The following is a 22,170-nucleotide window of genomic DNA, read 5'->3' as shown; positions in this document are numbered from 1 at the left end:
CCTAACGCTGCGGGTCGATGTGCTGTGCGGCGATCCAGGCCACGAGCACGTTGTCGGGATGCTCGGCGAGGTGGTCGCGGACGAACCCGTCGAGGCGGTCCTCGTCGCCGTCGAGGTGGGCCGTGGCGATGGCGACGAGTTGGCGGTCCCGGGTCGTGGCGGCGCTGGCCGTCGCACGGGTGAGCAGGTCGCCGGGCGCGCCGGCGACGAGCGCGGCGGCGACCAGCAATATTGGCGAATTGTCCGTCTTGGCCAGGTCGAGAAGCTCCGGGGCGACCGTGCTGTCGCCGCCCACCAGCCGGCGGACCAGGTTCTCGATGTCATCGGGCATAGGAGCACTGTCGGCGTGGGCGCTGACGATGCGCTGACGACGATCTGACGGCACCGCGCCGGGACCGGGCATAGGCTCGCGAAATGCTCACTGTGGCGGTGCTGGGCCCGGTCGAGATCCACCGCGATGGCGTACGCCTGCCGTTGCCGTCGGGCAAGACCACCGAGGTGCTCGTCCGGCTCGCCCTCGACGCGGGACGGGTGGTGCGCACCGACCGCTTGATCGAAGATCTCTGGGGCCTCGACGCCGGCAGGAACACGTTGCAGTCCAAGGTGTCCCAGCTCCGCCGGGCACTCGGCGATGCCGACCTGGTCGTCAGCGGCAACGGCGGTTACACCCTGTGCGTCGAGCCGGAGACTGTCGACGCGCTGCACGTCGTCGGGCTGGCCGCAGCGGCCGGTGACGCACGGCGGTCCGGCGACGCCCGGGCGGCCCTGGACCTCGCCGCGCGCGGGCTGGCGCTGTTTCGCGGCGACCTGCCGGCCGGCGACTGGCTCGTGCCACACCGGGTGCGGCTGGAGGAGATCCGCCTCGGGCTCCTCGAGGACCACCTCGCCGCGCGGGTCGACCTGGGCACCGGCGGCGACGTGATCGGCGAGCTCGAGGGACTCGTCGACCGGCATCCGCTGCGCGAAGGACTGTGGGCCTCGCTGATCACCGCGCTCTACCGGGCCGGGCGGCAGGCCGACGCGCTGGCGGCGTACGCCCGGGTCCGTCAGGTGCTCGTCGACGAGTTGGCCGTCGAGCCCGGACCCGACCTGCGCGCACTGGAACGGCAAGTGCTGCGCCAGAGCCCCGCCCTCGGTCACAAGCCGAGCGTGGGCAACCTGCCCGGGTTGACCGCGCCGCTGGTCGGCCGCGGCGCCGAACTCGACGCGCTCGACGGGCTCCTGCGCGACCGGCGGCTGGTGACGCTGGTCGGCCCGGCCGGCGTCGGCAAGAGCCGCACCGCGATCGAGGTGGCCCGCCGGCTCGACGCTCCGAGTGGCGTCTGGCTCGTGCGCCTCGACGCGACCGACGCCACCACGTCACTCCCCCAGGCGGTCGCCGAGACGCTGCACCTCGCCGGCGGCGCGGTGACCCTGGTCGAACGGTTCTCCGGCGCACCGACCGTGCTGCTGCTCGACAACTGCGAGCATGTTGTCGACGCCGTGGCCGAGCTGGCCGGGCGCCTGCTCGATGCGTCCACCGACCTGCGGGTGCTGGCGACGAGCCAGGTTCCACTGGGGATCGACGGCGAGGCGGTCTATGCCCTCGAACCACTGTCGATCGCCGACTCGACCGCGCTGTTCGCCGCACGGGCCACCGAGACCCGCCGCCAGTTCGTGCTCGACGCCGACACCGCCGCCACCGTCGAGGAGGTCTGCCGGTCGCTCGACGGCCTGCCGCTGGCCATCGAGCTCGCCGCGGCCCGGGTGCGGTCGCTGTCCGTACGCGAGATCGCCCGCCGGCTCGACGACCGGTTCGTGCTGTTGCGCGACCCGACCAGCCGGCGCCCGGAACGCCGGCGCGCCCTGGCCGCGGCGATCGGCTGGAGCTACGACCTGTTGTTCCCCGACGACCAGCGCGGGCTCTGGGCCCTGTCCTGCTTTGCCGACGGCGCCCCGCTGGCCGGGGCCGAGCATGTGCTGGGTGCGCTGGGCGTCCCGGAAGCGTCCGCTGTGGACGTTGCCGACCGGCTCGTGGCCCGGTCGCTGGTCAGCGTCGAGGTGACCGGCGAGGGTGCGGTCCGCTACCGCCTGCTGGACAGCATCCGCGCGTTCGCACACGACCGCCTCCGCGCGGCCGGGGCGCACGACGACGCGGCCGCTGCCCACGCCCGGTGGTTCGCCGGGGCGGCCGACCGGTGCGCGGCCACCGTGCGCGGCGCCGACCAGCCGGCGTGCGTCGCACTGGTGCGGGCCGAACGCGCCAACATCGACGCCGCCCTGGCCTGGACCGCCATGCACGACCCGCCGCTCGGGGTGCGGATCGCCAACGGATTCGGCTGGACCTGGGTGGTCCTCGGCGACGGCGTGGCCGGCGCGACCCGCGTCCGCGGCGCCCTGGAATCAGCGCCCACCACACCACGGGAGCGGGCGACGGGCCTGCTGCTGGCCGGCTGGCTGGAGGCCTCCGCCGGCGACGTGGCGCGGGCGGAGTCCGATCTGGACAGTGCGCTGCGGCTCGCGACCGGGTTGGCGGATGACCGGCTCCGCGCCGACGCCCAACGGCACCTGGCCTTCCTGCGGATCCAGCAGGGCCGCCCGCGCGACGTCATCGACCTGGCCACCGCGAGCCTGGCCGGCTATCAGGGGCTGGCCTGGGAGACGGCGGCGAGCCTGCTGCTGGCCGCGTACGGGTCGATCATGCTGGGCGACACCGACCGGGCCACCGCTGCCGCGAACGAGGCGCTCGACCTGCTGGCCCCGATCGGTGACTCCTGGGGCCAGGTGCACGGCGAAGCCATGCTCGGCGCCATCGCGCAGGCCGAGCACCGTTTCGACGACGCGGCCCGGTCGCTGTCCCGGGCCGCGGCGGCGTCCGAGCGGCTCGGTTTCCTCGGCCAGGCGGCGCTGCACCTGACCACGCTCGGCCGCGTCCAGCAGCGGGCCGGCGACGACGCTGCCGCCGTCGACACCCTCGACCGGGCGATCGCGGCCGCCAACACCAGCGGCGACCCGCGCGTCGCGGCGACCGCGCGGGTGCACCAGGCCCGGCTGCGGCGCGCGGCCGGCGACCACGACAGCGCCCGGTCGCTCCTCGAACAGAACGACCGCTGGTATCGCGCGTCCGGCGGCGGCGAGGGCGCCCTGCTCACCCGCTGCCTGCTCGCGGCGCTGGCAGCGGATCGCGACGCGCTGGAGGCCGTGCTCGCCGAGGCCCGCGAAGCCGGCGACCGCGAGGCCGAGGTGCTCACCCTGGACGCACTTGCCCGGGTGGCGGCCGACAGCGGTGACCTCGGCACGGCTCGACGCATCCTGGACACCGCCGACGACCTGGCCACCGCGGTCCAACACGTCATCGACGACGTCGACCGGCTCGACGCCAGGCTGGCCCGCGCTCAGCTCACGTGAAGCAGGAGCAATTCGACAGTCGCGAGGTGGTTGCCACGGGAGGCCCACTCCATCGGGGAGTAGCCGGTTCCGTGGTCCTCACGAAGGTTCGGGTCCGCGCCGTGGGCCAGAAGTTCCCGGACGACCTCGGTGTGTCCCCAGGCCGCCGCGGCGCACAGCGGCGTTCCTTCCTCGCCGTGCCCACTCTCGGTGTCCGGCGCGGCGCCGGCGGCGAGCAGCAGCCGCACCAGGTCGACCGCGCCGTGCACGGACGCGTGGTAGAGCGGCGTCGAGCCCTCACTGTTGGCCGCGTTGGGGTCCGCTCCGCGGCGCAGGCAAGCAGTGACAGCCGCCGCGTCTCCGCTCCGCACGGCCGCCAGCAAGCTTTTCTTCTTCACGGCGGCCCTGGTTACCGCCGCCCGCCGAAGGTCCAGCTGTGCACCTCGACGTCTGCGTAGCGGTCGGTGGTGAGCACCGCGCGCGCCTCTTCCGTGTTCGCCGCGTGGAGCAGCGCCGCCGTGCCGAGCCAGGTGGTGCCGTCGTAGGCCAGCAGCGGGCCGTAGGCGATCAGCCGGCCCTGGTCGGCCGGCGGCGTCAGGTCGGCGGCCGGACCCTGGCCGTGACCGAGCACCAGGTAGTGGGTGCCCTCGGTGCGGTCGCCGGTGAACTCCCACATCGTGCGGCCCAGCGTGTTGCGCCACCGGCGGACCAGCACGTCGGGCGTGTAGACCCCGGCCTGGTTGTTGGGCTCGTCGAGCGCGAACGCCCGGGCCGCGGCCGGATTGGGCAGGTCGACGATGTGCACGCTGCCGCTCGGGGTCTCGCCGTCGGCGTGGAAGGTCGGGCCGCGGGCGATCAGTTGCTCCGCGAAACCGTCCATGTAGGACCAGTGCGCTTCCGCGAGCTTCTCGCGCAGCGGCACCGAGCCGGCCCGGTCGCGGTGGTAGACGAAGAACTCCATGCCAACTCTCTCAGGACAGCGCGGCAAGTGCCGAGAAGAAGTCCGGGTAGGTCTTGGCGACGCAACCCGGGTCGGCGATCTCGATGCCCGGCGCGCGCAGGCCCAGCAGCGACAGGCTCATCGCCATCCGATGATCATCGTACGTCGCGAAGCGGGTCGGTCGCGGCGGGCCCGGATGGATCGTGAAGCCGTCGGCGTCTTCCACGGCGTCGATGCCGGCCCGGCGCAACTCGGTCACCACCGCGGCGACCCGGTTGGTCTCCTTGCCGCGGATGAAGCCGATCCCGCGCACCCGGGTCGGCGAATCGGCGAACACGGCGACCGCGGCCAGCGTCTGGGCCGTATCCGAGATGTCAGCCATGTCGACGTCGACGCCGGTCAGGGTGCCTCCGCCGCTGACCGTCAGCGAGTCGGCCGTCCGGGAGACCTTGGCGCCCATCCGCTCGAGCACGTCGGCGAAGCCGACGTCACCCTGCAGGCTGCCGGTGCCGAGGCCGCGCACGGTCACCGTGCCGCCGGCGATCGCGGCCGCGCCCAGGAAGTAGGACGCCGCGCTCGCGTCGGGCTCCACGGCGTAGTCGGTCGCGCGGTAGGAGCCGGGCGCCACCTCGAGCCCGTCGACGGTGACCCCGAAGGCCGCCATGACCGCCTTGGTCATCTCCACGTAGGGCACCGACACCAGCGGGGACGTGAGCTCGACGGACAGGCCGTCGGTCATCAGCGGGCCGGCCATCAGCAGCCCGGACAGGAACTGGCTGGAGATGTGGCCGCTGAGCCGGACCGGTCCGCCCCGCAACGGGCCGCTGACCGTCGCTGGCAGGAAGCCATTCGCTGATACGAGAGCGCCGAGGTCGCGCAGGGCGTCGAGCACCGGCCCGAACGGGCGGGCCCGCAACTGCGGCGTGCCGTCGACCACCGTGCGGCCGGGCCGCAGTGCGGCCGCCGGCAGGATGAACCGCGACGTGGTGCCGGAGTAGCGGGCGTCGACCACGGCGTCGGACCGGCCGGCGCGCGGATCCACCCCGGCCACGGTGACCGTCGCGGCCGCCGGGTCGGCCTCGACCGTGGCGCCGAGCGCGGCGATCGCGCCCAGCATCGCCCGGGTGTCGTCGGCGAACAGGGCGCCGGTGAGCGTCGAGGTGCCCGGCGCCAGCGCGGCGCACAGCAGCGCCCGGTTGGTGATGCTCTTCGAGCCCGGCGGACGCACGGTCGCGTCGAGCGGTGCGGTCAGCGGGGCGACGGCGATGAAGTCGGGCACGGCTCCGAAGTGTGCCATCAGCCGGTGCTGACGGGCAGGGTGGCATAGCCGCGCAGCACCAGGCGGTCACGGCGCTCGGCCGGGCCGGCCAGGCTCAGCCCCGGCAGCATGGTGAGCAGCAGCGGGAACGCGACCTGGGCCTCGAGCCGGGCCAGCGGCGCGCCGAGGCAATAGTGCGCGCCGCCGCCGAACGAGACCGGTTGGATGCTCGGCCGGTCCGGGTCGAAGCGGTGCGGATCGGGATAGCGGGCCGGGTCGCGGTTGGCCGAACCGAGCAGCAGCGTCAGCATCTCGCCACCGGGGATCTGTCCGTCGTCGCCGAGATCCACCGGGCCGGCGGTGAACCGCGAGGTCAGTTGCACCGGCGAGTCGTAGCGCAGCATCTCCTCGACGAACGCGGGCGCGAGGTCGGCATCGGCGCGCAGCCGGTCGGCCTGCTCCGGGTGGTCGAGCAGGATCCGCAGGCCGGTGCCGAGCAGGTTGGTAGTGGTCTCGAAGCCGGCGACCAGCAGCAGCACGAGGTTGGCCAGCAGTTCGGCGCCGGTCAGCCCGGTGTCGCCCGCCGTCGCGACGAGGGCGCTGGTCAGGTCTTCGCGCGGCGCCCGCTGCCGGTCGGCGATCAGGCCGATGAAATAGTCCTCGAGGTCGCGGCCGGCCAGGTCGGCGCGGTGCATCTCCTCCTCGGTGCTGATCGGCTCGAGCACCACGGTCAGGTCGGCGGCGCGCTGCCGGAACCACGGCCGGTCGGCCTCCGGGATGCCGAGCAGAGCGCAGATCACCCCGATCGGCAACGGGTACGCGAACGCGTTCATGAACTCCGTACGCGCCGGCAGTGCCTCGATCAGTTCTTCGACCTGGGCCGCGATGACGTCGCGAAGGGCGGCGACCCGGCGGGCGGTGAAGGTGGCGGCGGCCGCGCGGCGTACCCGGGTGTGGTCCGGCGGGTTGGTTTGCAGCATCGACAGCACGACCGAGGCGACACCGCGGTTCTCCCGCCAGTCAGCCCAGGTCCGGTCGTAGTCGGCGGCGTCGGCGACCCGCAGGCTCGAGTCGCGCAGCAGGCGGCTGGTGAGTGCGTGGGTGGTGACGAACCAGCGGCCGTCGAGCGCCTGGAAGATTCCGGCGTGCTCGCGGATCGCGTCGTAGGCGGGATAGGGATCCAGTCGTCCCTCGGGCTGGAACAGCGACATCAGCGCGGACTCATGATCCATCCTGTGGCCTCCCCTGGCTGCGGATGCCTAGCAATCATGCCCAACGGCCTACCCCGGCTGGCCGGGTGGACAGGTGACCATGCCCTTTCCGGCTAACGCAATAGGATGAAAACGACTTAAGGTGCAAATCGCCCGTGCGTTTTCCTCCTGATTCCCAGCTAAATGTCGGTAACTGTCCTGGCCCTACCCGTTCCACCCAGGATTTTCCGGAGGAAAACCGTGCGCAGGATCGTCGGCATCGTCTCTGCTTCCCTGATCGCTCTCGGCGCCGTGGCCATCGGCGCCGCGCCCGCCTCGGCCGGACCCCACGGGCCCGGCGGCCCTGGCGGCCCCGGCGGGCCGTCGCACGGCGGGAACCGGCCGCACTCCCGCCCGCACACGCCCCCGCCGTCGCAGTTGCAGATCTCGGCCATCCAATACGACTCGCCCGGCCGCGACGACCGCAGCAACGCGAGCCTCAACGCCGAGTGGGTGTCCATCGTCAACAACGGACAGCGGCCGGTGAACCTGCGCGGCTACACGATCGAAGACCAGGCCGGTCGCGTCTACACGTTCGGCAACACCTGGATCGACGGCGACGGCGGCCGGGTCCGGCTGCTGACCGGGCCGGGCCGCAACTCCGGCAACACGGTCCACTGGAACAGCCGCAACTACGTCTGGAACAACAACGGCGACGTCGCCGTCCTGAGTGGCCCCCGCAGCCGGGCGATCGACTCGTGCGGCTACCGCCAGCAGAACGGCCGCATCCGCGTCGCCTGCTAGCACCGAACAGTGCGGCGAAGGGCTCCTGGTCGGCGAAAGCCGCCGGGAGCCCTTCGCCGTGAGATCCCCCGGTCGCGGATCTATCGCGGCGAGGCGTCCGGATGGCTCGGAGATAGCGGGCCACGCGAGTCTCCTGTCGCGGGCCGATCGACCCGCCACCGTCGGGAGGGGAAACGCGGATGAGACAGGGATTTCTGGGCCGCTTGGCGGCCGTCGTGGTCGCCGGGGTGATGGTGGCCACCGGCCTGGTCGCGGGCAGCGCGCAGGCGGCCGGCTCGTGCAATCCGGCCGAGCGGGGCTATATGCAGCTCTCCACCCACACGACCGTGCGGTTGGCGCGCACGGCGGGCTGCACCTACTACGGCCGGTTGGTCGAGACGCACCCCTACGCCCAGGCCGGCGTCACGTTCAACATCCGGGTCGAGCGCCGCGAAGGCGGTTCGATCACGGCGTGGCGGCAGATCAACATCGAGGGGCCCTACGGCGAGTACGCCACCGCCGCGGTCGACGGCTGGTGGTCCGGCGCGGCCAGCCAGGATCAGCACCACGTGTGTTACGCGCTCAACTGGGGACCGTGGACCTGCACGGGGTGGGTCGACATCTGATCGGGCAACGGGCGCGTCCGGTGCGAGACCGGGCGCGCCCGCTCGGCGAATGCCCTCCGGGTGCGGCCGCGGCGGCGAAGAATCGGCACCATGCATGCCGTACGCGCACACACCAGAGGCGGACCGGAACAGCTCGTGTACGAAGACGCGCCGCGGCCCGCACCGGGGCCCGATGAGGTGTTGGTGGCCGTGAAGGCCGCCGCCATCACACCGCAGGAGCTGAGCTGGACGGAGACCTGGAAACAGGGTTCCGACGAAACGGCACCCGACCGCACGCCGATCATCCCGGCGCACGAGTTTTCCGGCGTCGTCGCCGCGACCGGCGCGCGGGTGGACGACCCGGCCGTCGGCGACGCGGTCTACGGCTTGGTGCCCTTCGCCCACGACGGCGCCGCGGCCGAGTTTCTCACCGTGCCGGCCGACCTCGTCGCCGCGAAGCCGACCACAGTGGACTATGACCGGGCGGCGGCGCTGCCGCTGGCCGCGCTGAGCGCGTTGCAGGCCCTGGTCGACCAGGCCGACGTGCTGACCGGCCAGCAGGTGCTGGTGCAGGGCGGCGCCGGCGGCGTGGGTTCCTACGTGGTGCAGCTCGCCGCCGACCTCGGCGCGCACGTGAGCGCGACGGCTTCGGCGGCCGACCTCGAGTTCGTGATGGACCTCGGTGCCGAACGGGTCTTCGACTATAGGAACGACCGCTTCGAAGACCACGTCAGCGACGTCGACGTGGTCGTCGACCTGGTCGGCGGCGCGACCCAGCAGCGGTCCTGGCCGGTGCTCAAGCCCGGCGGCGTGCTGGTGTCGCTGGCGTCACCACCCGACCAGGCCGAAGCGGCGCGGCACCGGGTGCGTGGCGTCTTCTTCGTCGTCGAGCCCGACGCCAGCGAACTCGCGTCGATCGCCGACCTCGTCGACCGCGGGCAGCTCGCCCCGGTCGTCGACCGGGTGCTGCCGCTGACCGACACTCGCGCGGGCTACGCCGCGCTCGACGGGCACGGCCGGCGCGGCAAGATCGTCATCCACGTCGCGGACTGACGCCGTCGCGGCGCGGACCGGTGGTGGCGCGCACGCCGACCCAGTCGCGGACCATCGCGAGCGGTCAGGCGGTGCGGCCGTAGTGGTCGCGGACCCGGGCCGCGTGACCCGCGGACAGCGTCTCGCCGACCAGCGGCACGAAGTGCGGCGCGCTGGAGATGGTCTCGCGGGCGTGCGGCACGCGTACACCGTCGTGGTCGACGTCGGCGTCTTTGAGGTCGACCAGGTGGATCGAGCGCAGCAGCCGACCGCGCACCACCGCGGCGACGCCCCACGGCATCGCCAACTCGGCGGGATAGCGGTAGACCGCTCGGATCTTGCCGGCCGGGCGGTTGTCGCGGTCCTTGAGGTCGCGACCGATCAGCGGAGCAGTCATCGGGGCCTCCGGAGCGGGGACCTTTAGCCTTGCCGCAACGACGCCGGCTCCGCATCGGTGGCGACACCCATTTCCGGGGTACGCGCGGGCAGGCGCAGCCGCACCTCGGTGCCGCCGGCGGGGCTGGCGCCGACGGTGAGGTCGGCGCCGGCCAACAGCGCGCGTTCGCGCATCCCGCGGATGCCGGCACCCTCCGGCGCACCCCGCAGGCCCCGGCCGTCGTCGCGGACGAGCAACTCGACACCGCCCGGCGTGCGGCGCAGGGTGAGGTCGACCTGCTCCGCGCGGGCGTGCCGGGCGGTGTTGGTCAGCCCTTCCTGCGCGATCCGGTAGACCACGAGTTCGGCGTCTTCGGCCAGGTCCGGCAGGTCGGGTTCGATCCGGGCCCGGACGCTCACGCCACGGGTCGAGTATTCCGTCGCCAGCGACCGCAGCGCGCTGGTCAGGCCCAACTCGTGCAACACGCCGGGGCGCAACCTCCGGGCGATCCGGCGGATCTCGTCGAGGCTGTTGCGGGTGGTTTCCTGCACCTCGCGGAGCTCGGCGCGGACCTCGTCGGGGGCGTGGTCGCCGACCCGCTTGAGCTCCAGGAGCACCGCCGTCAGGCTCTGCCCGACCTCGTCGTGCAACTCCTGGGCGATCCGGCGCCGCTCGTCTTCCTGCGCCGTCAGGGCGCGGCCGGCGCTGGTGGCGCGCTCGGCCTCCAGCCGTTCGAGCATGGTGTTGAAGGTGCGCACGAGCGAGGCGATGCCCGAGTTGCCGGTCACCGCCAGCCGGCGGCCGGGGCGCAACAGGTCCACCGTCGCCATGGTGCGGGTCAACCGGGACAATGGGGCCAGGCCGACGCGCAGCAGCGCGGCGTTCGCGACCAGCATCACGGCCAGGGCGGCGAACAACCTGGCCGCCTCGGCCGGCGTGGCCGCGGTCGATACGCTGGCCGGGGTGAAGAGCAGCAGCCCGGTCGCTGCCGACAGCACAGCGGCGTTGAGCAGGAAGATCCGCCAGAACAGGGGCACCTGACGAGCTTGCGGGTCCATCCGCTCCGTCGTCCAACCCGGCGCGATAAATGGGTGCTGCCACCCATTCGATCGTGGCCATCGTCTGGAGAATTGAACCGGTGAGCGTCGAAACGATCTTGATTTTCGTCCTTGCCGCGGTGGCAGTGGTGGTGCTGGTCCGGTGGGTGGCCGAGCGCACCAGCCTGCCCGCGGCCGCGCTGCTGCCCATTGTCGGCATCGTCTACGCGGTGCTGCCGGGACCCAACATCAGCCTGGACCCGAAGATCATCCTGACGTTCGTCATCCCGCCGCTGCTCTACAGCGCGGCGCTCGACTCGTCGCTGCTGGCGATCCGCCGCAACCTGCGCATCGTGGTCAGCCTGTCGGTGGTCCTGGTGCTCATCACCGCGTTGGTGATCGGCATCGGGTTCCAGTGGTTCGTCGCCGGCGCGACGCTCGCGGCGGGCATCGCGGTAGGTGCGGCGATCGCGCCGCCCGACCCGGTCGCCGCGCTCGGCGTCGGCCGCAAGGTCGGCCTGCCGCCTCGGCTGCTCACGATCATCCAGGGTGAGGGACTGCTCAACGACGCGACGGCGCTGACCATCCTGAGCGTCGCGGTGGCCGCCGCCGTCGGCGACGGATTCTCGTGGGGCTCGGCGATCGGCAAGTTCGCGCTCGCGGCGGCCGGTGGCGTGCTGGTCGGTGTCGTGGTGGCCTACGTGGTCCGGCTGCTCCGCAAGCTGCGCGACGACCCGCTCACCGCCAACGCCATCTCCCTGGTCACGCCGTTCGGCGCCTACCTGGCGGCCGAGGAACTGCACGTCTCGGGCGTGCTCGCGGTCGTGGTCGCCGGCCTGATCATCGGCCACTACGCGCCGCTGACCGGGTCGGGGGCCAGCCGGCTACAGACCACCGCGGTCTGGCGACTCGTCGACTTCCTGCTCGAGGGCTTCGTGTTCCTGCTGATCGGCCAGCAGCTACCCCGGGTCGTGCGCGGGCTCGAAGACTACGAGCTGTCGACCATCCTGGCCGCCGTCTCGATCAGCGTCGGGGTGGCGCTGCTGCTGCGGCCGGTGTGGCTGATCCTCACCCAGTTCCTGCCCCGGTCGCTGCACACCCGGCTGATCAGCGATGACACCGACACCGACGAGCAGCGGGTGGTGGCGCAGCGGCACCGGATCGGCCTGCCCGGCCGCGAGGTGGTGGCGCTGAGCTGGGCCGGCACCCGCGGCGTGATCAGCCTGGCCGCCATCTTCGCGCTGCCGTTGACGACCGACAGTGGCGCTCCGTTCCCGGACCGCGACCTGCTGTTGTTCTGCACGTTCGTGGTCGTGCTGGTCACCCTGGTCGGGCAGGGCCTGACCTTCGCGCCGCTGGTGCGGGCGCTCGGCCTGCGGGCCAACCGGTCCGACCAGGCCATGTTGCGCAACGAGGCCCGGTCCGCGTCGGTCGAGGCCGCCCTGGAACGGCTCTCCGAGGTCGCCGCGGAGGGTGACCCCGAGGAGGTGCGGGCCATCGAGGCGACGCGTGGCCAGCTCAAGGCGCGGCTGGCCCGCTACCAGGGCCGGATCGACCTGCTCCGGGAGTCGGACTCCGAGGACGTGCCGGTGTCCCCCGGCTACGAGGCGGGCCTGCGAGTGCGCCGCGCCGCGATCGACGCGCAGCGCGAGGAGTTGCTCCGCTGGCGCGACGCCGGCCGCCTGCCCGACGAGGGCCTGCGGGTGCTGCAACGCGAACTCGACCACGAGGAGCGGCTGCTGCCGGACCGGCCGCGCTGACTCAGGGCTCGATCAGCCCGACGCGGATGGCGTAGCGGGTCAACTCGAGCCGGTCGCGCAGGCCGAGTTTCTGTAGCAGGTTGGCCCGGTGCCGCTCGACGGTCTTCACGCTGATGAAGAGCAGGTCGGCGATCTGGCGCGACGAGTGGCCCTCGGCGACCAGCTTGAGCACCTCTTCCTCGCGGTCGGTGATGGCCCGCGCCGGCATGCCGGCCAGGTATTGGCGGACCAGGGCGTTGACCGCGCCGGGATAGAGGAACGGCTCGTCGCGCATGGCCGCCCGGCAGGCGTCGACGAGGTCGCGGTCGGCGACCGACTTGAGCACATACCCGGCCGCGCCGACCTTGAGCGCCTCGAAGAAGTACTGCTCGTTGTCGTACATCGTCAGGATCAGGATTTTCAGGTCGGGCAGCGACCGGGACAGCTCCCGCGCGGCCTGTAGCCCCGTCAACCGCGGCATGGCGATGTCGAGCACGGCGAGGTCCGGCTTCTCGGTGCGGGCGAGTTCGATCGCCTCCGCACCGTCGGCGGCCTCGGCCATCACGGTCAGCCCGGGCTCGCCGTCGAGGATGAGCCGCACGCCGCGGCGCACCAGCGCGTGGTCGTCGGCGAGCAGGATCCGGGTGTCCGTCACGCACCCACCATGCCAGGTGAGTGCCCGGCTCCCCAGCGCTGAGTACGCCCGCTCAGGCGCCGGCCGCTCCGGCTCGCGACGGTAGGGGGCATGACTGCACCCGTGGCGCGCAAGACGACAACGGCCTTCTTCGTACAAGCGGCGCTATCGTTTGGAATCTCGTTGTTCGCGGCAACTGTCGCGATCATCTATCTGCCGGTGGGCGTCTGGATCCGCGCGTTTCTCGCGCTGAGCCTGCTCTACGTCGTGACCTCGTCGTTCACGCTCGCCAAGTGCGTGCGCGACCATCAGGAGTCGACCGACGTGGTGAGCCGGGTCGACCAGGCGCGGCTCGACAAGCTGCTCGCCGAACACGACCCGTTCAAGGTCCATACCGGATTGTCCGACTAGCCAAAGGCCCGAGTGATGGTTAGCCTAACCTAACCCTCGGGCCGCTGGAGCCCGTTCGGGGTCGTCGGAACGGAAGATTTGATCATGCGCGCGTGGCGTCAGATCCTTGCGGTGGCGGTTCTCGGCGCCGCGCTCGCCGGTTGTGGCAGCGGCACCGACAGTGGCGGCGACAACGCCGCCCCGTCGGCCGGACCGTGGACGTTCACCGGCGGGTCCGGTCAGGTCGTCAAGGCCGACAAGACACCGACCCGGATCATCGCGCACGCCGGCGAGGCCGCGGCGCTGATGTCGTTCGGCATCAAGCCGGTCGGCATCTACGCCGACGAGTCGGTAAAAACAGATCCCAACCTGAAGAATCTCGACCTCTCGGGCATCGAGATCCTCGGCGAGGAGTGGGGCAAGATCGACGTCGAGAAGGCCGCCGCGCTGGCGCCGGACCTGATCGTCGGTGACTGGTGGCCCGCCGAGAAGGCGCACAGCGGCATGGAAGAGGGCGTCGACGAGAAGAGCAAGAAGCTCGCCGAGCTCGCGCCGATCACCGGCGTTTCGCAGGGCAAGTCGATCGTCGAGCTCGCCGAGGGTTACGAGAGCCTGGCCAAGAGCCTCGGCGCCAAAGTAGACAGTCCCGAGATCGCGGCCAACAAGAAGCGGTTCGAAGAGGCCGTCACCGCGTTCAAGGCCGCCGTCGCCGCGAAGCCGGGCCTGAGCGTCGCGGCGATGTCGCCGGCCGACGACAAGGTCTACGTGGCCAACCCGGCCTACGCGCCGGAGTTGCTCGACCTCCAGAGCTGGGGCCTCGACGTGCTCAACCCGGCCAGCCCCGACCCCGGCTTCCCCTATTGGGAGAATCTGAGCTGGGAGAACGCCGACAAATACCAGCCCGACCTGATCCTCTGGGACGGCCGCTCCTACACCCCCTCCGCCAACGCCGAGTGGGGCACCAAGCAGCCGACCTGGTTCAAAATCAAGGCGGCCAAGGCCGGCGCGGCCGTCGCGTGGCCGGCGTTCTGGCTGCACACCTACGGCGACTTCGCCACCGAGCTGGGCAAGCTGACCGACGCGGTCAAGGCCGCGGATCCGAATGTCAGCAGCTAGGCCGCCGGCGACGGCGCGACGAGCCGCGGCCCTCGGGCCGGGGCTCGTCGCCCTCTGTGGGGTCCTCGCCGTCGTCGCGTTCCTCAGCGTCACGCTCGGCTCGCGCGACATCGGCCTGTCCGAAGTGCTGCGCGCGCTGGGCAACTGGACCGACGACGGCTCGATCAGCAGCACCGTCACGCTCCAACTGCGGGTGCCGCGCACCCTGCTCGGCATCCTGGTCGGCGCCGCGCTCGGCGTCGCCGGTGTGATCCTCCAGGGCGTCACCCGCAACCCGCTCGCCGACGCCGGCATCATGGGCATCAACTCCGGCGCGGCCGCCTTCGTCGTCTTCGCCATCACCGTGCTCGGCCTGCGCGGCGTCGGCGTCTACGTCTGGTTCGCCTTCGCCGGCGCGATCGTGGCATTGATCCTGGTGTACGCGATCGCCTCCTTCGGTCGCGAAGGCGCCACCCCGGTCAAGCTGGCCCTGGCCGGAGCCGCGGTCACCGCCGGCCTCGCCTCGATCACCAGCGGCATTGTGATGACCAATGTGGACGCTCTCAACGAGCTGCGGTTCTGGCAGGTCGGTTCGCTGGCCGGCCGCTACGCGCCGATCCTGACCGGCGTCGCGCCGTTCCTACTGCTCGGCCTGGCCGCCTCGCTCGGCCTCGGCCGCGCCCTCAACGGCCTCGCGCTCGGTGAGGACGTGGCCCGCGGCCTCGGCCAGCACATCGGCCGCACCCGGTTGGCCGCCTTCGCGGTCGTCGCGGTGCTCGCCGGCGCGGCCACCGCCGCCTGCGGGCCGATCGTCTTCGTCGGCCTCGTCGTGCCGCACCTGGCCCGGTTCATCTGCGGGCCCGACTATCGCTGGATCCTGCCCTACTCGATGCTGCTGGCCCCGATCGTGCTGCTCCTCGCCGACGTGCTCGGCCGGGTCGCCGCGCGGCCCGACGAGGTGCAGGTCGGCGTGGTCCTCGGGGTGGTCTGCGCACCGGCGTTCGTGGCGATCGTCCGCTACGCGCGGCTGTCGGAGGTTTGATGACCGCCACCTTATCCACTGTGGACACTCTTGTTGGCGTCGACGTCGCCGGCCGGCTCCGCGCCAACCGGCGGCGCCGTGCCGCCCGCTCGGCCGCCGTCACCCTCGGCCTGGCGGTGCTGGTCTTCGCGCTGTTCGTGGTCACGATGATGGTCGGCAGCTTCCGGATCGGCGCCCTCGAGGTCGTCTCGTCGGTGCTGCACCTGTCCGACAACGCCGGCGTCGACTTCGTGGTGCGCGAACTGCGGCTGCCGACCGCGTTCTCGGCCCTCGCGGTCGGCCTCGCGCTGGGCGCCTCCGGCACCATCTTCCAGCAGTTGCTGCGCAACCCGCTGGCCTCGCCCGACTTCGTCGGCATCACCTCCGGCGCCGGGCTCGCCGCGGTCGTCGGCATCGTCGTGCTCCAGGCCGGCGGGCTGGTGATCAGCGGCCTGGCCCTCGGCGGCGCGATCGCCTCGGCCCTGCTGATGTATGTGCTGGCCTGGCGCGACGGCATCAGCGGCTACCGGTTCATCCTGATCGGCATCGGCGTCGCGGCCTTCCTCGACGGCCTGACCGGCTTCGTGCTGACCCGGGCCCAGCTCTTCGAGGCCCGGCAGGCGATGCACTGGCTGACCGGCTCGGTCGGCCAGGCCAGCGACGTCGAGTTGCGGCTGCTGGTCGGCGGCCTGATCGTGCTGCTACCGCTGGCCGTCCTGCTCCAGCGGCCGCTGCGGGCGCTGGAGTTGGGCGACGACTCGGCCCGCACGCTCGGCACCCGCACCGAGCTCAGCCGCGCGGCCCTGCTCGGCACCGCGCTGGTGCTGGTCGCCCTCGCGGTGTCGGTCGCCGGCCCGATCGTCTTCGTGGCTCTGGTCGCCGGCCCGATCGCCAACCGGCTGCTCGGCGCGGCCACCGGCGGGATCGTCCCGGCCGCCCTGGTCGGCGCCGCGCTGCTGCTGGCCGCCGACCTGGTCGCCGTGCACGTGCTGCCCACTCCCCTGCCCACCGGTGTGGTCACCGGCGCGGTCGGGGCGCCCTATCTGCTGTGGCTGCTGGCCACCACCAACCGGCAAGGAGCGGGCGGATGAGCCGACTGCGCACCGCGGACCTGACCCTTGGCTACGACGACCGCCCGGTCATCGCCAACCTCGACGTGACGATCCCGGACGGCCGGATCACCGCGATCGTCGGCGCCAACGCCTGCGGGAAGTCCACATTGCTGCGTGGCCTGGCCCGCTTGCTGGCACCGCTCGGCGGCGCCGTCTACCTCGACGGCAAGAGCCTGGCGGATGTGCGTACGCTCGATGTCGCCAAGGTGTTGGGCCTGTTGCCGCAGACGCCGGTCGCGCCCGACGGGATCACGGTCGCCGACCTGGTCTCCCGCGGCCGCTATCCTCACCAGGGCTGGTTCCGGCGCTGGACCGACAGCGACCACGACGCGGTCACCCGCGCGCTGGCCGCGACCGGCACGGCCGACCTGATCGACCGGCCGATCCGGTCGCTGTCCGGCGGCCAGCGCCAGCGGGTCTGGGTGGCGATGGCGCTGGCCCAGGACACCGACCTGTTGCTGCTCGACGAGCCGACCACCTATCTCGACATCAACCACCAGGTCGAGCTGCTGCGCCTGCTGCGCACGCTCAACGAGGACTCCGGCAAGACCATCGTCGTGGTGCTGCACGACCTCAACCTGGCCTGCCGCTTCAGCGACCACCTGATCGCGATGTCGGCCGGCCGCATCGTGGCCGAGGGCGACCCGACTTCGGTGGTCACCGCGCGACTGGTTGAAGCCGTCTTCGGCCTGAGCTGCCTGGTGGTCCCCGACCCGGTCGCCGGCACCCCGATGATCGTGCCGGCCTGAGGTCGGGTGCGGCATCATCGGATCCATGCTGATTGAGCACGAGGGCCATTCGCCGACGATTGACCCCACCGCCTACGTCGCGCCGACGGCGACCCTCAGCGGGGATGTCCGGGTGGGGCCGGGCTGCCGGGTGCTGTTCGGTGCGGTGCTCACCGCCGAGGGCGGGCCGGTGGAGATCGGCGACGACAGCATCGTCATGGAGAACGCCGTGCTGCGCGGCACCCGCCGCGACCCCCTGCGGCTGGGCCGCCAGGTCCTGGTCGGACCCACCTCCTATTTGAGCGGCTGTCAGGTGGAAGACGAGGTATTCCTGGCCACCGGCAGCCGCGTCTTCAACGGAGCGAGGATCGGAACACGCAGCGAGATCCGCGTCAACGGCATCGTGCACCTCCGCACGGTGCTGCCACCCGACTCCATGGTGCCTATCGGCTGGGTAGCGGTCGGCGATCCGCTTCGTATCCTTCCCACCGAAGACCATGAGGGCATCTGGGCCGCGCAGCGGGAGCTGGACTTCCCGGGCTACGTCTTCGGCCTGGACCGCCCGGCCGACGGCGAGAGTCTTATGCCGGGGATCTCCGAACGGTTCGGTCGCGCCCTGGGCCGCCACAGCGACGACCGACAACTCTAACCCTCCTGCGGCTCAGGTTATGAACGTCACGGTCTCCGACAGGGGCGCGCGACGGATGCGCGGATGCGTGACGGTCGGTTCGGCGTAGCCGATCGACATGCCGCAGAACAGCATTCGTTCGGGTGGCGGGCAGATCACCTCGGCGACGCTGCGGTGGTATTCCGCCCACGCCTCCTGGGCGCAGCTATCCAGTCCCTCTGCCCGCAGCAGCAGCATCACGGTCTGCAGGTAGATCCCGACATCCGCCCACCGCGGTGGCGGCATGTCGCGATCCAGGTAGCAGAACAGTGCCGTGCCGGCCCCGAAGCAGTTCCAGTTCTCGGCCCGGACCCTGGCCCGGCCGATGACATCGTCGCGCGTGATGCCCAGCGAGCCGTAGCGAGCTTCGCCAAGGATCTCCATCCGCTCGACGTAGGGCGAGCGCACGGTGGGCGGGTAGATCGCGAATTCGCGATCGTCGCCGCTGTCGCCGCCGGCGACCCGCTCGGCCACCGCCTTCTTCAGCGTGGCCAGCGGGTCGCCGGAAAGGACGTAAACACTCCAGGGCTGCAGGTTGCTCCCGGACGGTGCGTCGGCGGCTGCCCTCAAAACTCGTTCGATGACCTCGCGCGGGACGGGCCGACCGGTGAAGCTGCGAACCGACTGCCTCGTCCGCACCGCCCGGTAGACGTCCATCGGGCCAAAATATCCACGCCGGCGACGGACCACTTCACCCCTGCGAGCCAGCCATCTCCCCCGCGCGGGGGAGACCTCGCCGGTCTACGCCGTGTGCCAGGCGGCCCAGAGTTCGGCGTAGGCGCCGCCGGCGGCGATCAGCTCCGCCGGGGTGCCCAGCTCGATGATCCGGCCCTGCGCCATCACCGCGATCCGGTCGCAGCTCTGTGCCTGGGTCAGCCGGTGTGCGACCACCACCGCGGTGCGGTCCTGGAGCAGGGCGGCGCTGGCCAGCTCCAGTTGGCGGGCGCCGGCGCTGCCCGCCTCGGCGCTGGCCTCGTCGAGGATCACCACCGGCGGGTCGACCAGCGCGATCCGGGCCAGCGCCAGTTGCTGCGCCTGGCTCGCGGTGAGCGGGTGTTCGCCGTCGCCGACGCGGGTCTGCAGGCCGTCGGGCAGCGCGGTGACCCAGTCGTCGGCGCCCGCGAGTTTCAGGGCGGCGTGCAGGTCGTGGTCGGTCGCGTCGGGAACGGCCAGGCGCAGGTCGTCGGCCAGGGTGCCGGCGAAGACGTGCACCTCCTGGGTCACGACGCCGACCAGCCGGCGCAGCTCGTCGGGGGCCAGGTCGCCGATCGGCCGGCCGCCCAACCGCACCTCGCCGCCGGTGGCCGGGAAGACGCCGCCGAGGATCGCGGCGAGGGTGGTCTTGCCCGCGCCGCTCGCGCCGACGACGGCCAGTGACCGGCCGGCCGGGATCTCGATCGACACGTCGTGCAGCACGGTCGGCCCGTCGAGGTAGTGGTGTGCGACCGCGGTGGCGACGACGCTGGTCGGTGTCTTCGCGGCGACGTGCCCGGACGGGGCCGGCATCTCCAACTCGGCGACGCCGACGAGCCGGGCCAGCGCGGCGCCGGCCGACTGCACGTCGTTGAAGGTGACCAGCAGCAGGCCCAGCGGGCCAAACAGCCGGTGGAAGAGCAGCGCGGCTGCGGTGACCTCACCGACCGTGCTGGCGTCGGCGCGGACCAGCAGGAAACCGGTCAGTAGCACGGCGCTGAGACCGATCGCCTCGGCGTAGTTCATCACGTTGGCGAACCACAGGAACCCGCGGATGGCGCGCAGCCGGGCTTCGACGGCGCCGCGGGAGGCCGCGTCGACGCGGGCGCTTTGCCGGTCTTCCATGCCGTAGGCGTGCACGGTCCGCGCGCCGGTGAACGTGCTGAGCAGGCTCTGCGTGCGCACCGCCACGGCCCGCCGTTCGGCGGCGTAGCGCTGCTCGGCCTGCGGGATGAACCGGCGCAGAGCGATCGCGTAGACCGGGAAGACGACCAGGAACGCCAGCGCGATCCGCCAGTCGAGGGTGGCGAAACCGGCGAACGTGATGGCGACGGTGACCAGCGCGGCGAACACCTCGGCGGCCAGCCGGGTCGCGTCGGTGACCTGCTCGACGTCGTCGGTGACCCGGGAGGCGACGTCGCCGGCACCGGCGGCCTCGAGCCGGGCCGCGTCCATCCGCAGCGCGTGGTCGAGCACCTCTTCGCGCAGGTCGGCGCAGGCCCGCGAGCCCCACTCGGCGACGAGCCAGCGGGAAACGCCGGCCAGCACCGCCGCGGCGAGGCCGGAGGCCAGGATCCACGCCGCGTTGGCCAGCAGCGACGAGGTCTCGCCGTGCGCCGCGACCAGGTCGACCAGGCGGCCGAGCAGGATCGGCACGGCGACCGCCGCACCGCTCGCCGCGGCCGAGGCCAGCACCGCGGCCAGCCCGAGACCGGGATAGCGGCGCAGCTTGCGGCCGAACGCGCGGGCGGTGGTGCGGCCGCCGGCGATGGGCAGGATCGTCGTCATCGCAGCACCACATCCGCGTACGCCGGAAGTTCGAGAAGGTCGCGGTGCCGTCCTTCGCCCTGCACCCGGCCGGCGTGCACGAACACCACCCGGTCGCACCGGTCGAGCAGCGGCGCGCTGGTGGTGACCAGCACCGTCGCGCGGCCGGCCCGGTGGGCGCGCAGGCCCTCGGCGATGGCGTGCTCGGTGACCGCGTCGACCGCCGTGGTCGGGTCGCGGAAGGCGGTCACCGGCCGGTCGGCGAGCAGCGCCCGGGCCACCGCGACCCGCTGCCGTTGCCCGCCGGAGAGGTTGACGCCGTGGTCGAGCAACTCGTGGTCGAGCCCGCGGCTGCCGTCGGCGACCAGGTCGCTGGTGGAGGCCGCCGCCATGGCCGCGGCCATCGTCGCGTCGTCCTGGGCGTCGTCGGTGCGCAGCGCCTCGCGCAGGGTGCCGCCGAACAGGTCGACGGCGTGCGGCTCGACCAGCAGGGCCCGGCGCAGCGAGGCGATGTCGAGCTCGGCCAGCGCCGTGCCGGCCAGCGTGACCTGGCCCTTGTCCGGCACGCGGGTGCCGGCGAGCAGGTCGGTGACCGCGTCGGCGGCGGCGATCTCGGTGGTGACGACGCCGACCAACTCGCCCGGCCCGACCGCGAAGCTGACGCCCTCCAGGCCCGGCGTGTGCACGTCGTCGAGGGCCACCGGGCCCGCGATGGCCGGGCGGGTGCCGGACTCGGTGCGGGCCGGAGCGCCCAGGATCTCGGCGACCCGGGTCGCGCTGGCCCGGACGGTCGCGAACCGGAACACGCAGTTGGCGAGGTTGAGCACCGGGTCGGTGATGAACGCGGCCAGCCCGACGATCGTGATCAGCTCGCCGATGGTGATCCGGCCGCGCAGCGCGAACCAGCCGGACAGCGCGGCCACGACCGCGATCAGCAGGCTGGTGGTGAACGTCGAGACGCCGATGAACGCCGCACCGGCCTTGACCGCGCCGATGTTGGCCCGCAGCGAGGTGCGGCTGGCGGTGCGGTAGCGCCGGGTGGCCTCGTCGACGCCGCCGAACCCGCGCAGCGGCCGCAGCCCGGTCAGCAGGTCAGACGCGGTCGCCGCGGACTCGCCGATCGCCTGTTGCTGGGCCGAGGTGTGCCGTTCGACCAGCGGGCCCAGCGCGTTGAGCGCCAGCACGAGCACCGGGACGCCGATCACCAGCCCGACGCCGAGCGACCAGTCGATCCGCAGCAGGACCACTGTGGACACCACCAGTCCGACGCTCGCGGAGACCGCGCGGCTGCCCAGCTCGAGCAGCTCCGACGCACCCTGCGTGTCGGAGGTCGCGATCGACAGCAGCTCGCCGGTCTGCCGCTCGGTGCTGATCCCGCGCCCGGTGATGACCCGCCGGACCACCGCCATCCGCAGCAGGTGCGACTCTTCCTGCTCGGCCCGGGAGACGAACCAGAGGCCGGTGCGCCAGCCCATGGTGAGCGCGGTGAACAACGCGAAGACGCCGACCAGCGACCAGATCATCGCCGCGCCGGAGCCGGTGCCGACGGCCTGATCGATCACGACGCCGATCGCGACCGGCACGAGGGCCTCACAGATCTGGTGCAACGACCAGAAACCGGCGGTCAGCGCGACGCCGCGGCGCTGACGCCGGAACATCTCGCCGATCAGCCGGCGGGTCGGGTCCGCCATGGCTGGTGTCTTCCCCCCCACTCGACAAGTTAGGAGAGGCTAACCG

The 22,170-nt window shown here is 72.4% G+C and carries 22 protein-coding genes; 11 read left to right on the top strand and 11 right to left on the bottom strand.

Annotated features, from left to right (window positions below; all coding sequences use genetic code 11):
- Position 1: 1 nt before the first annotated feature.
- The gene (locus DFJ67_RS24515) at positions 2–331 is read right to left on the bottom strand and encodes a hypothetical protein (RefSeq protein WP_116070156.1); all 330 of its coding nucleotides are present in this window, start codon (positions 329–331) and stop codon (positions 2–4) included.
- 83 nt (positions 332–414) lie between these two features.
- On the opposite strand from DFJ67_RS24515, the gene DFJ67_RS24510 reads away from it, so the two are divergent.
- Positions 415–3,387: an AfsR/SARP family transcriptional regulator gene (locus DFJ67_RS24510; protein WP_203783206.1), complete on the top strand. Its 2,973-nt coding sequence runs from the start codon at positions 415–417 to the stop codon at positions 3,385–3,387.
- Here DFJ67_RS24510 and DFJ67_RS24505 read toward each other — a convergent pair.
- From DFJ67_RS24505 to DFJ67_RS24490, 4 genes are read right to left on the bottom strand one after another with little or no spacing between them, the layout of a single operon-like run.
- On the bottom strand, positions 3,375–3,764 hold the full coding sequence (locus DFJ67_RS24505; protein ID WP_116070155.1) for an ankyrin repeat domain-containing protein: 390 nt from the start codon (positions 3,762–3,764) through the stop codon (positions 3,375–3,377). The genes DFJ67_RS24510 and DFJ67_RS24505 overlap by 13 nt on opposite strands.
- 11 nt (positions 3,765–3,775) lie before the next feature.
- Entirely contained in the window at positions 3,776–4,327 is a 552-nt protein-coding gene (locus DFJ67_RS24500; protein WP_116070154.1) for a YciI family protein, read from the bottom strand.
- 10 nt (positions 4,328–4,337) lie between these two features.
- Positions 4,338–5,603, bottom strand: coding sequence for a 3-phosphoshikimate 1-carboxyvinyltransferase (gene aroA, locus DFJ67_RS24495; RefSeq protein ID WP_116070153.1), 1,266 nt, complete (start codon positions 5,601–5,603; stop codon positions 4,338–4,340).
- Positions 5,603–6,796 (bottom strand): cytochrome P450, encoded by a 1,194-nt coding sequence (locus DFJ67_RS24490; protein WP_116070152.1) that lies wholly within the window; start codon positions 6,794–6,796, stop codon positions 5,603–5,605. Before DFJ67_RS24490 ends, aroA begins: the two co-directional genes overlap by 1 nt.
- Before the next feature lie 219 nt (positions 6,797–7,015).
- Here DFJ67_RS24490 and DFJ67_RS24485 point away from each other — a divergent pair, with 219 nt between their 5' ends.
- The 3 genes from DFJ67_RS24485 (at position 7,016) to DFJ67_RS24475 (ending at position 9,195) form a co-directional block, all read left to right on the top strand.
- Entirely contained in the window at positions 7,016–7,558 is a 543-nt protein-coding gene (locus DFJ67_RS24485; protein WP_170215951.1) for a lamin tail domain-containing protein, read from the top strand.
- Between the two features lie 179 nt (positions 7,559–7,737).
- The gene (locus tag DFJ67_RS24480; RefSeq protein WP_116070150.1) at positions 7,738–8,163 is read left to right on the top strand and encodes a sugar dehydrogenase complex small subunit; all 426 of its coding nucleotides are present in this window, start codon (positions 7,738–7,740) and stop codon (positions 8,161–8,163) included.
- A gap of 90 nt (positions 8,164–8,253) precedes the next feature.
- On the top strand, positions 8,254–9,195 hold the full coding sequence (locus DFJ67_RS24475) for an NADP-dependent oxidoreductase (protein ID WP_116070149.1): 942 nt from the start codon (positions 8,254–8,256) through the stop codon (positions 9,193–9,195).
- A 64-nt stretch (positions 9,196–9,259) separates the two neighbouring features.
- Here the strand turns inward: DFJ67_RS24475 and DFJ67_RS24470 are convergent, their stop codons facing one another.
- Together DFJ67_RS24470 and DFJ67_RS24465 are read right to left on the bottom strand one after the other, a co-directional pair.
- Complete coding sequence (locus DFJ67_RS24470; RefSeq protein ID WP_116070148.1) at positions 9,260–9,571, bottom strand: hypothetical protein; 312 nt, start codon at positions 9,569–9,571, stop codon at positions 9,260–9,262.
- 23 nt (positions 9,572–9,594) lie between these two features.
- Positions 9,595–10,587 (bottom strand): sensor histidine kinase, encoded by a 993-nt coding sequence (locus DFJ67_RS24465; RefSeq protein ID WP_116070147.1) that lies wholly within the window; start codon positions 10,585–10,587, stop codon positions 9,595–9,597.
- Between the two features lie 101 nt (positions 10,588–10,688).
- On the opposite strand from DFJ67_RS24465, the gene DFJ67_RS24460 reads away from it, so the two are divergent.
- Positions 10,689–12,347, top strand: a complete 1,659-nt coding sequence (locus DFJ67_RS24460) for a Na+/H+ antiporter (protein WP_239097000.1) — start codon at positions 10,689–10,691, stop codon at positions 12,345–12,347.
- Position 12,348: 1 nt separating this feature from the next.
- Here the strand turns inward: DFJ67_RS24460 and DFJ67_RS24455 are convergent, their stop codons facing one another.
- Complete coding sequence (locus tag DFJ67_RS24455; protein WP_116070145.1) at positions 12,349–12,981, bottom strand: response regulator; 633 nt, start codon at positions 12,979–12,981, stop codon at positions 12,349–12,351.
- Positions 12,982–13,071: 90 nt separating this feature from the next.
- Here DFJ67_RS24455 and DFJ67_RS24450 point away from each other — a divergent pair, with 90 nt between their 5' ends.
- From DFJ67_RS24450 to DFJ67_RS24425, 6 genes are all read left to right on the top strand, one after another.
- Positions 13,072–13,371, top strand: coding sequence for a YiaA/YiaB family inner membrane protein (locus DFJ67_RS24450; protein WP_116070144.1), 300 nt, complete (start codon positions 13,072–13,074; stop codon positions 13,369–13,371).
- Between the two features lie 84 nt (positions 13,372–13,455).
- On the top strand, positions 13,456–14,466 hold the full coding sequence (locus tag DFJ67_RS24445; protein ID WP_116070143.1) for an ABC transporter substrate-binding protein: 1,011 nt from the start codon (positions 13,456–13,458) through the stop codon (positions 14,464–14,466).
- Positions 14,453–15,487: a FecCD family ABC transporter permease gene (locus DFJ67_RS24440; RefSeq protein ID WP_116070142.1), complete on the top strand. Its 1,035-nt coding sequence runs from the start codon at positions 14,453–14,455 to the stop codon at positions 15,485–15,487. The genes DFJ67_RS24445 and DFJ67_RS24440 overlap by 14 nt, the downstream gene beginning before the upstream one ends.
- Positions 15,487–16,557 (top strand): FecCD family ABC transporter permease, encoded by a 1,071-nt coding sequence (locus DFJ67_RS24435; protein WP_116070141.1) that lies wholly within the window; start codon positions 15,487–15,489, stop codon positions 16,555–16,557. Before DFJ67_RS24440 ends, DFJ67_RS24435 begins: the two co-directional genes overlap by 1 nt.
- On the top strand, positions 16,554–17,327 hold the full coding sequence (locus tag DFJ67_RS24430; RefSeq protein ID WP_116070140.1) for an ABC transporter ATP-binding protein: 774 nt from the start codon (positions 16,554–16,556) through the stop codon (positions 17,325–17,327). The genes DFJ67_RS24435 and DFJ67_RS24430 overlap by 4 nt, the downstream gene beginning before the upstream one ends.
- A gap of 25 nt (positions 17,328–17,352) precedes the next feature.
- Positions 17,353–17,955: a gamma carbonic anhydrase family protein gene (locus DFJ67_RS24425; RefSeq protein WP_116070139.1), complete on the top strand. Its 603-nt coding sequence runs from the start codon at positions 17,353–17,355 to the stop codon at positions 17,953–17,955.
- Between the two features lie 12 nt (positions 17,956–17,967).
- On the opposite strand, the gene DFJ67_RS24420 is transcribed toward DFJ67_RS24425, so the two are convergent.
- From DFJ67_RS24420 to DFJ67_RS24410, 3 genes are all read right to left on the bottom strand, one after another.
- Positions 17,968–18,630, bottom strand: coding sequence for a nitroreductase (locus DFJ67_RS24420; RefSeq protein WP_116070138.1), 663 nt, complete (start codon positions 18,628–18,630; stop codon positions 17,968–17,970).
- An 84-nt stretch (positions 18,631–18,714) separates the two neighbouring features.
- Positions 18,715–20,454, bottom strand: a complete 1,740-nt coding sequence (locus DFJ67_RS24415; RefSeq protein ID WP_116070137.1) for an ABC transporter ATP-binding protein — start codon at positions 20,452–20,454, stop codon at positions 18,715–18,717.
- Positions 20,451–22,124, bottom strand: coding sequence for an ABC transporter ATP-binding protein (locus DFJ67_RS24410; RefSeq protein ID WP_116070136.1), 1,674 nt, complete (start codon positions 22,122–22,124; stop codon positions 20,451–20,453). The genes DFJ67_RS24415 and DFJ67_RS24410 overlap by 4 nt, the downstream gene beginning before the upstream one ends.
- Positions 22,125–22,170: the final 46 nt, after the last annotated feature.

The sequence above is a fragment of the Asanoa ferruginea genome (genome assembly GCF_003387075.1).
In the GTDB taxonomy this organism is placed as follows: domain Bacteria; phylum Actinomycetota; class Actinomycetes; order Mycobacteriales; family Micromonosporaceae; genus Asanoa; species Asanoa ferruginea.
This window is presented reverse-complemented; position numbering and strand designations above follow the sequence as displayed.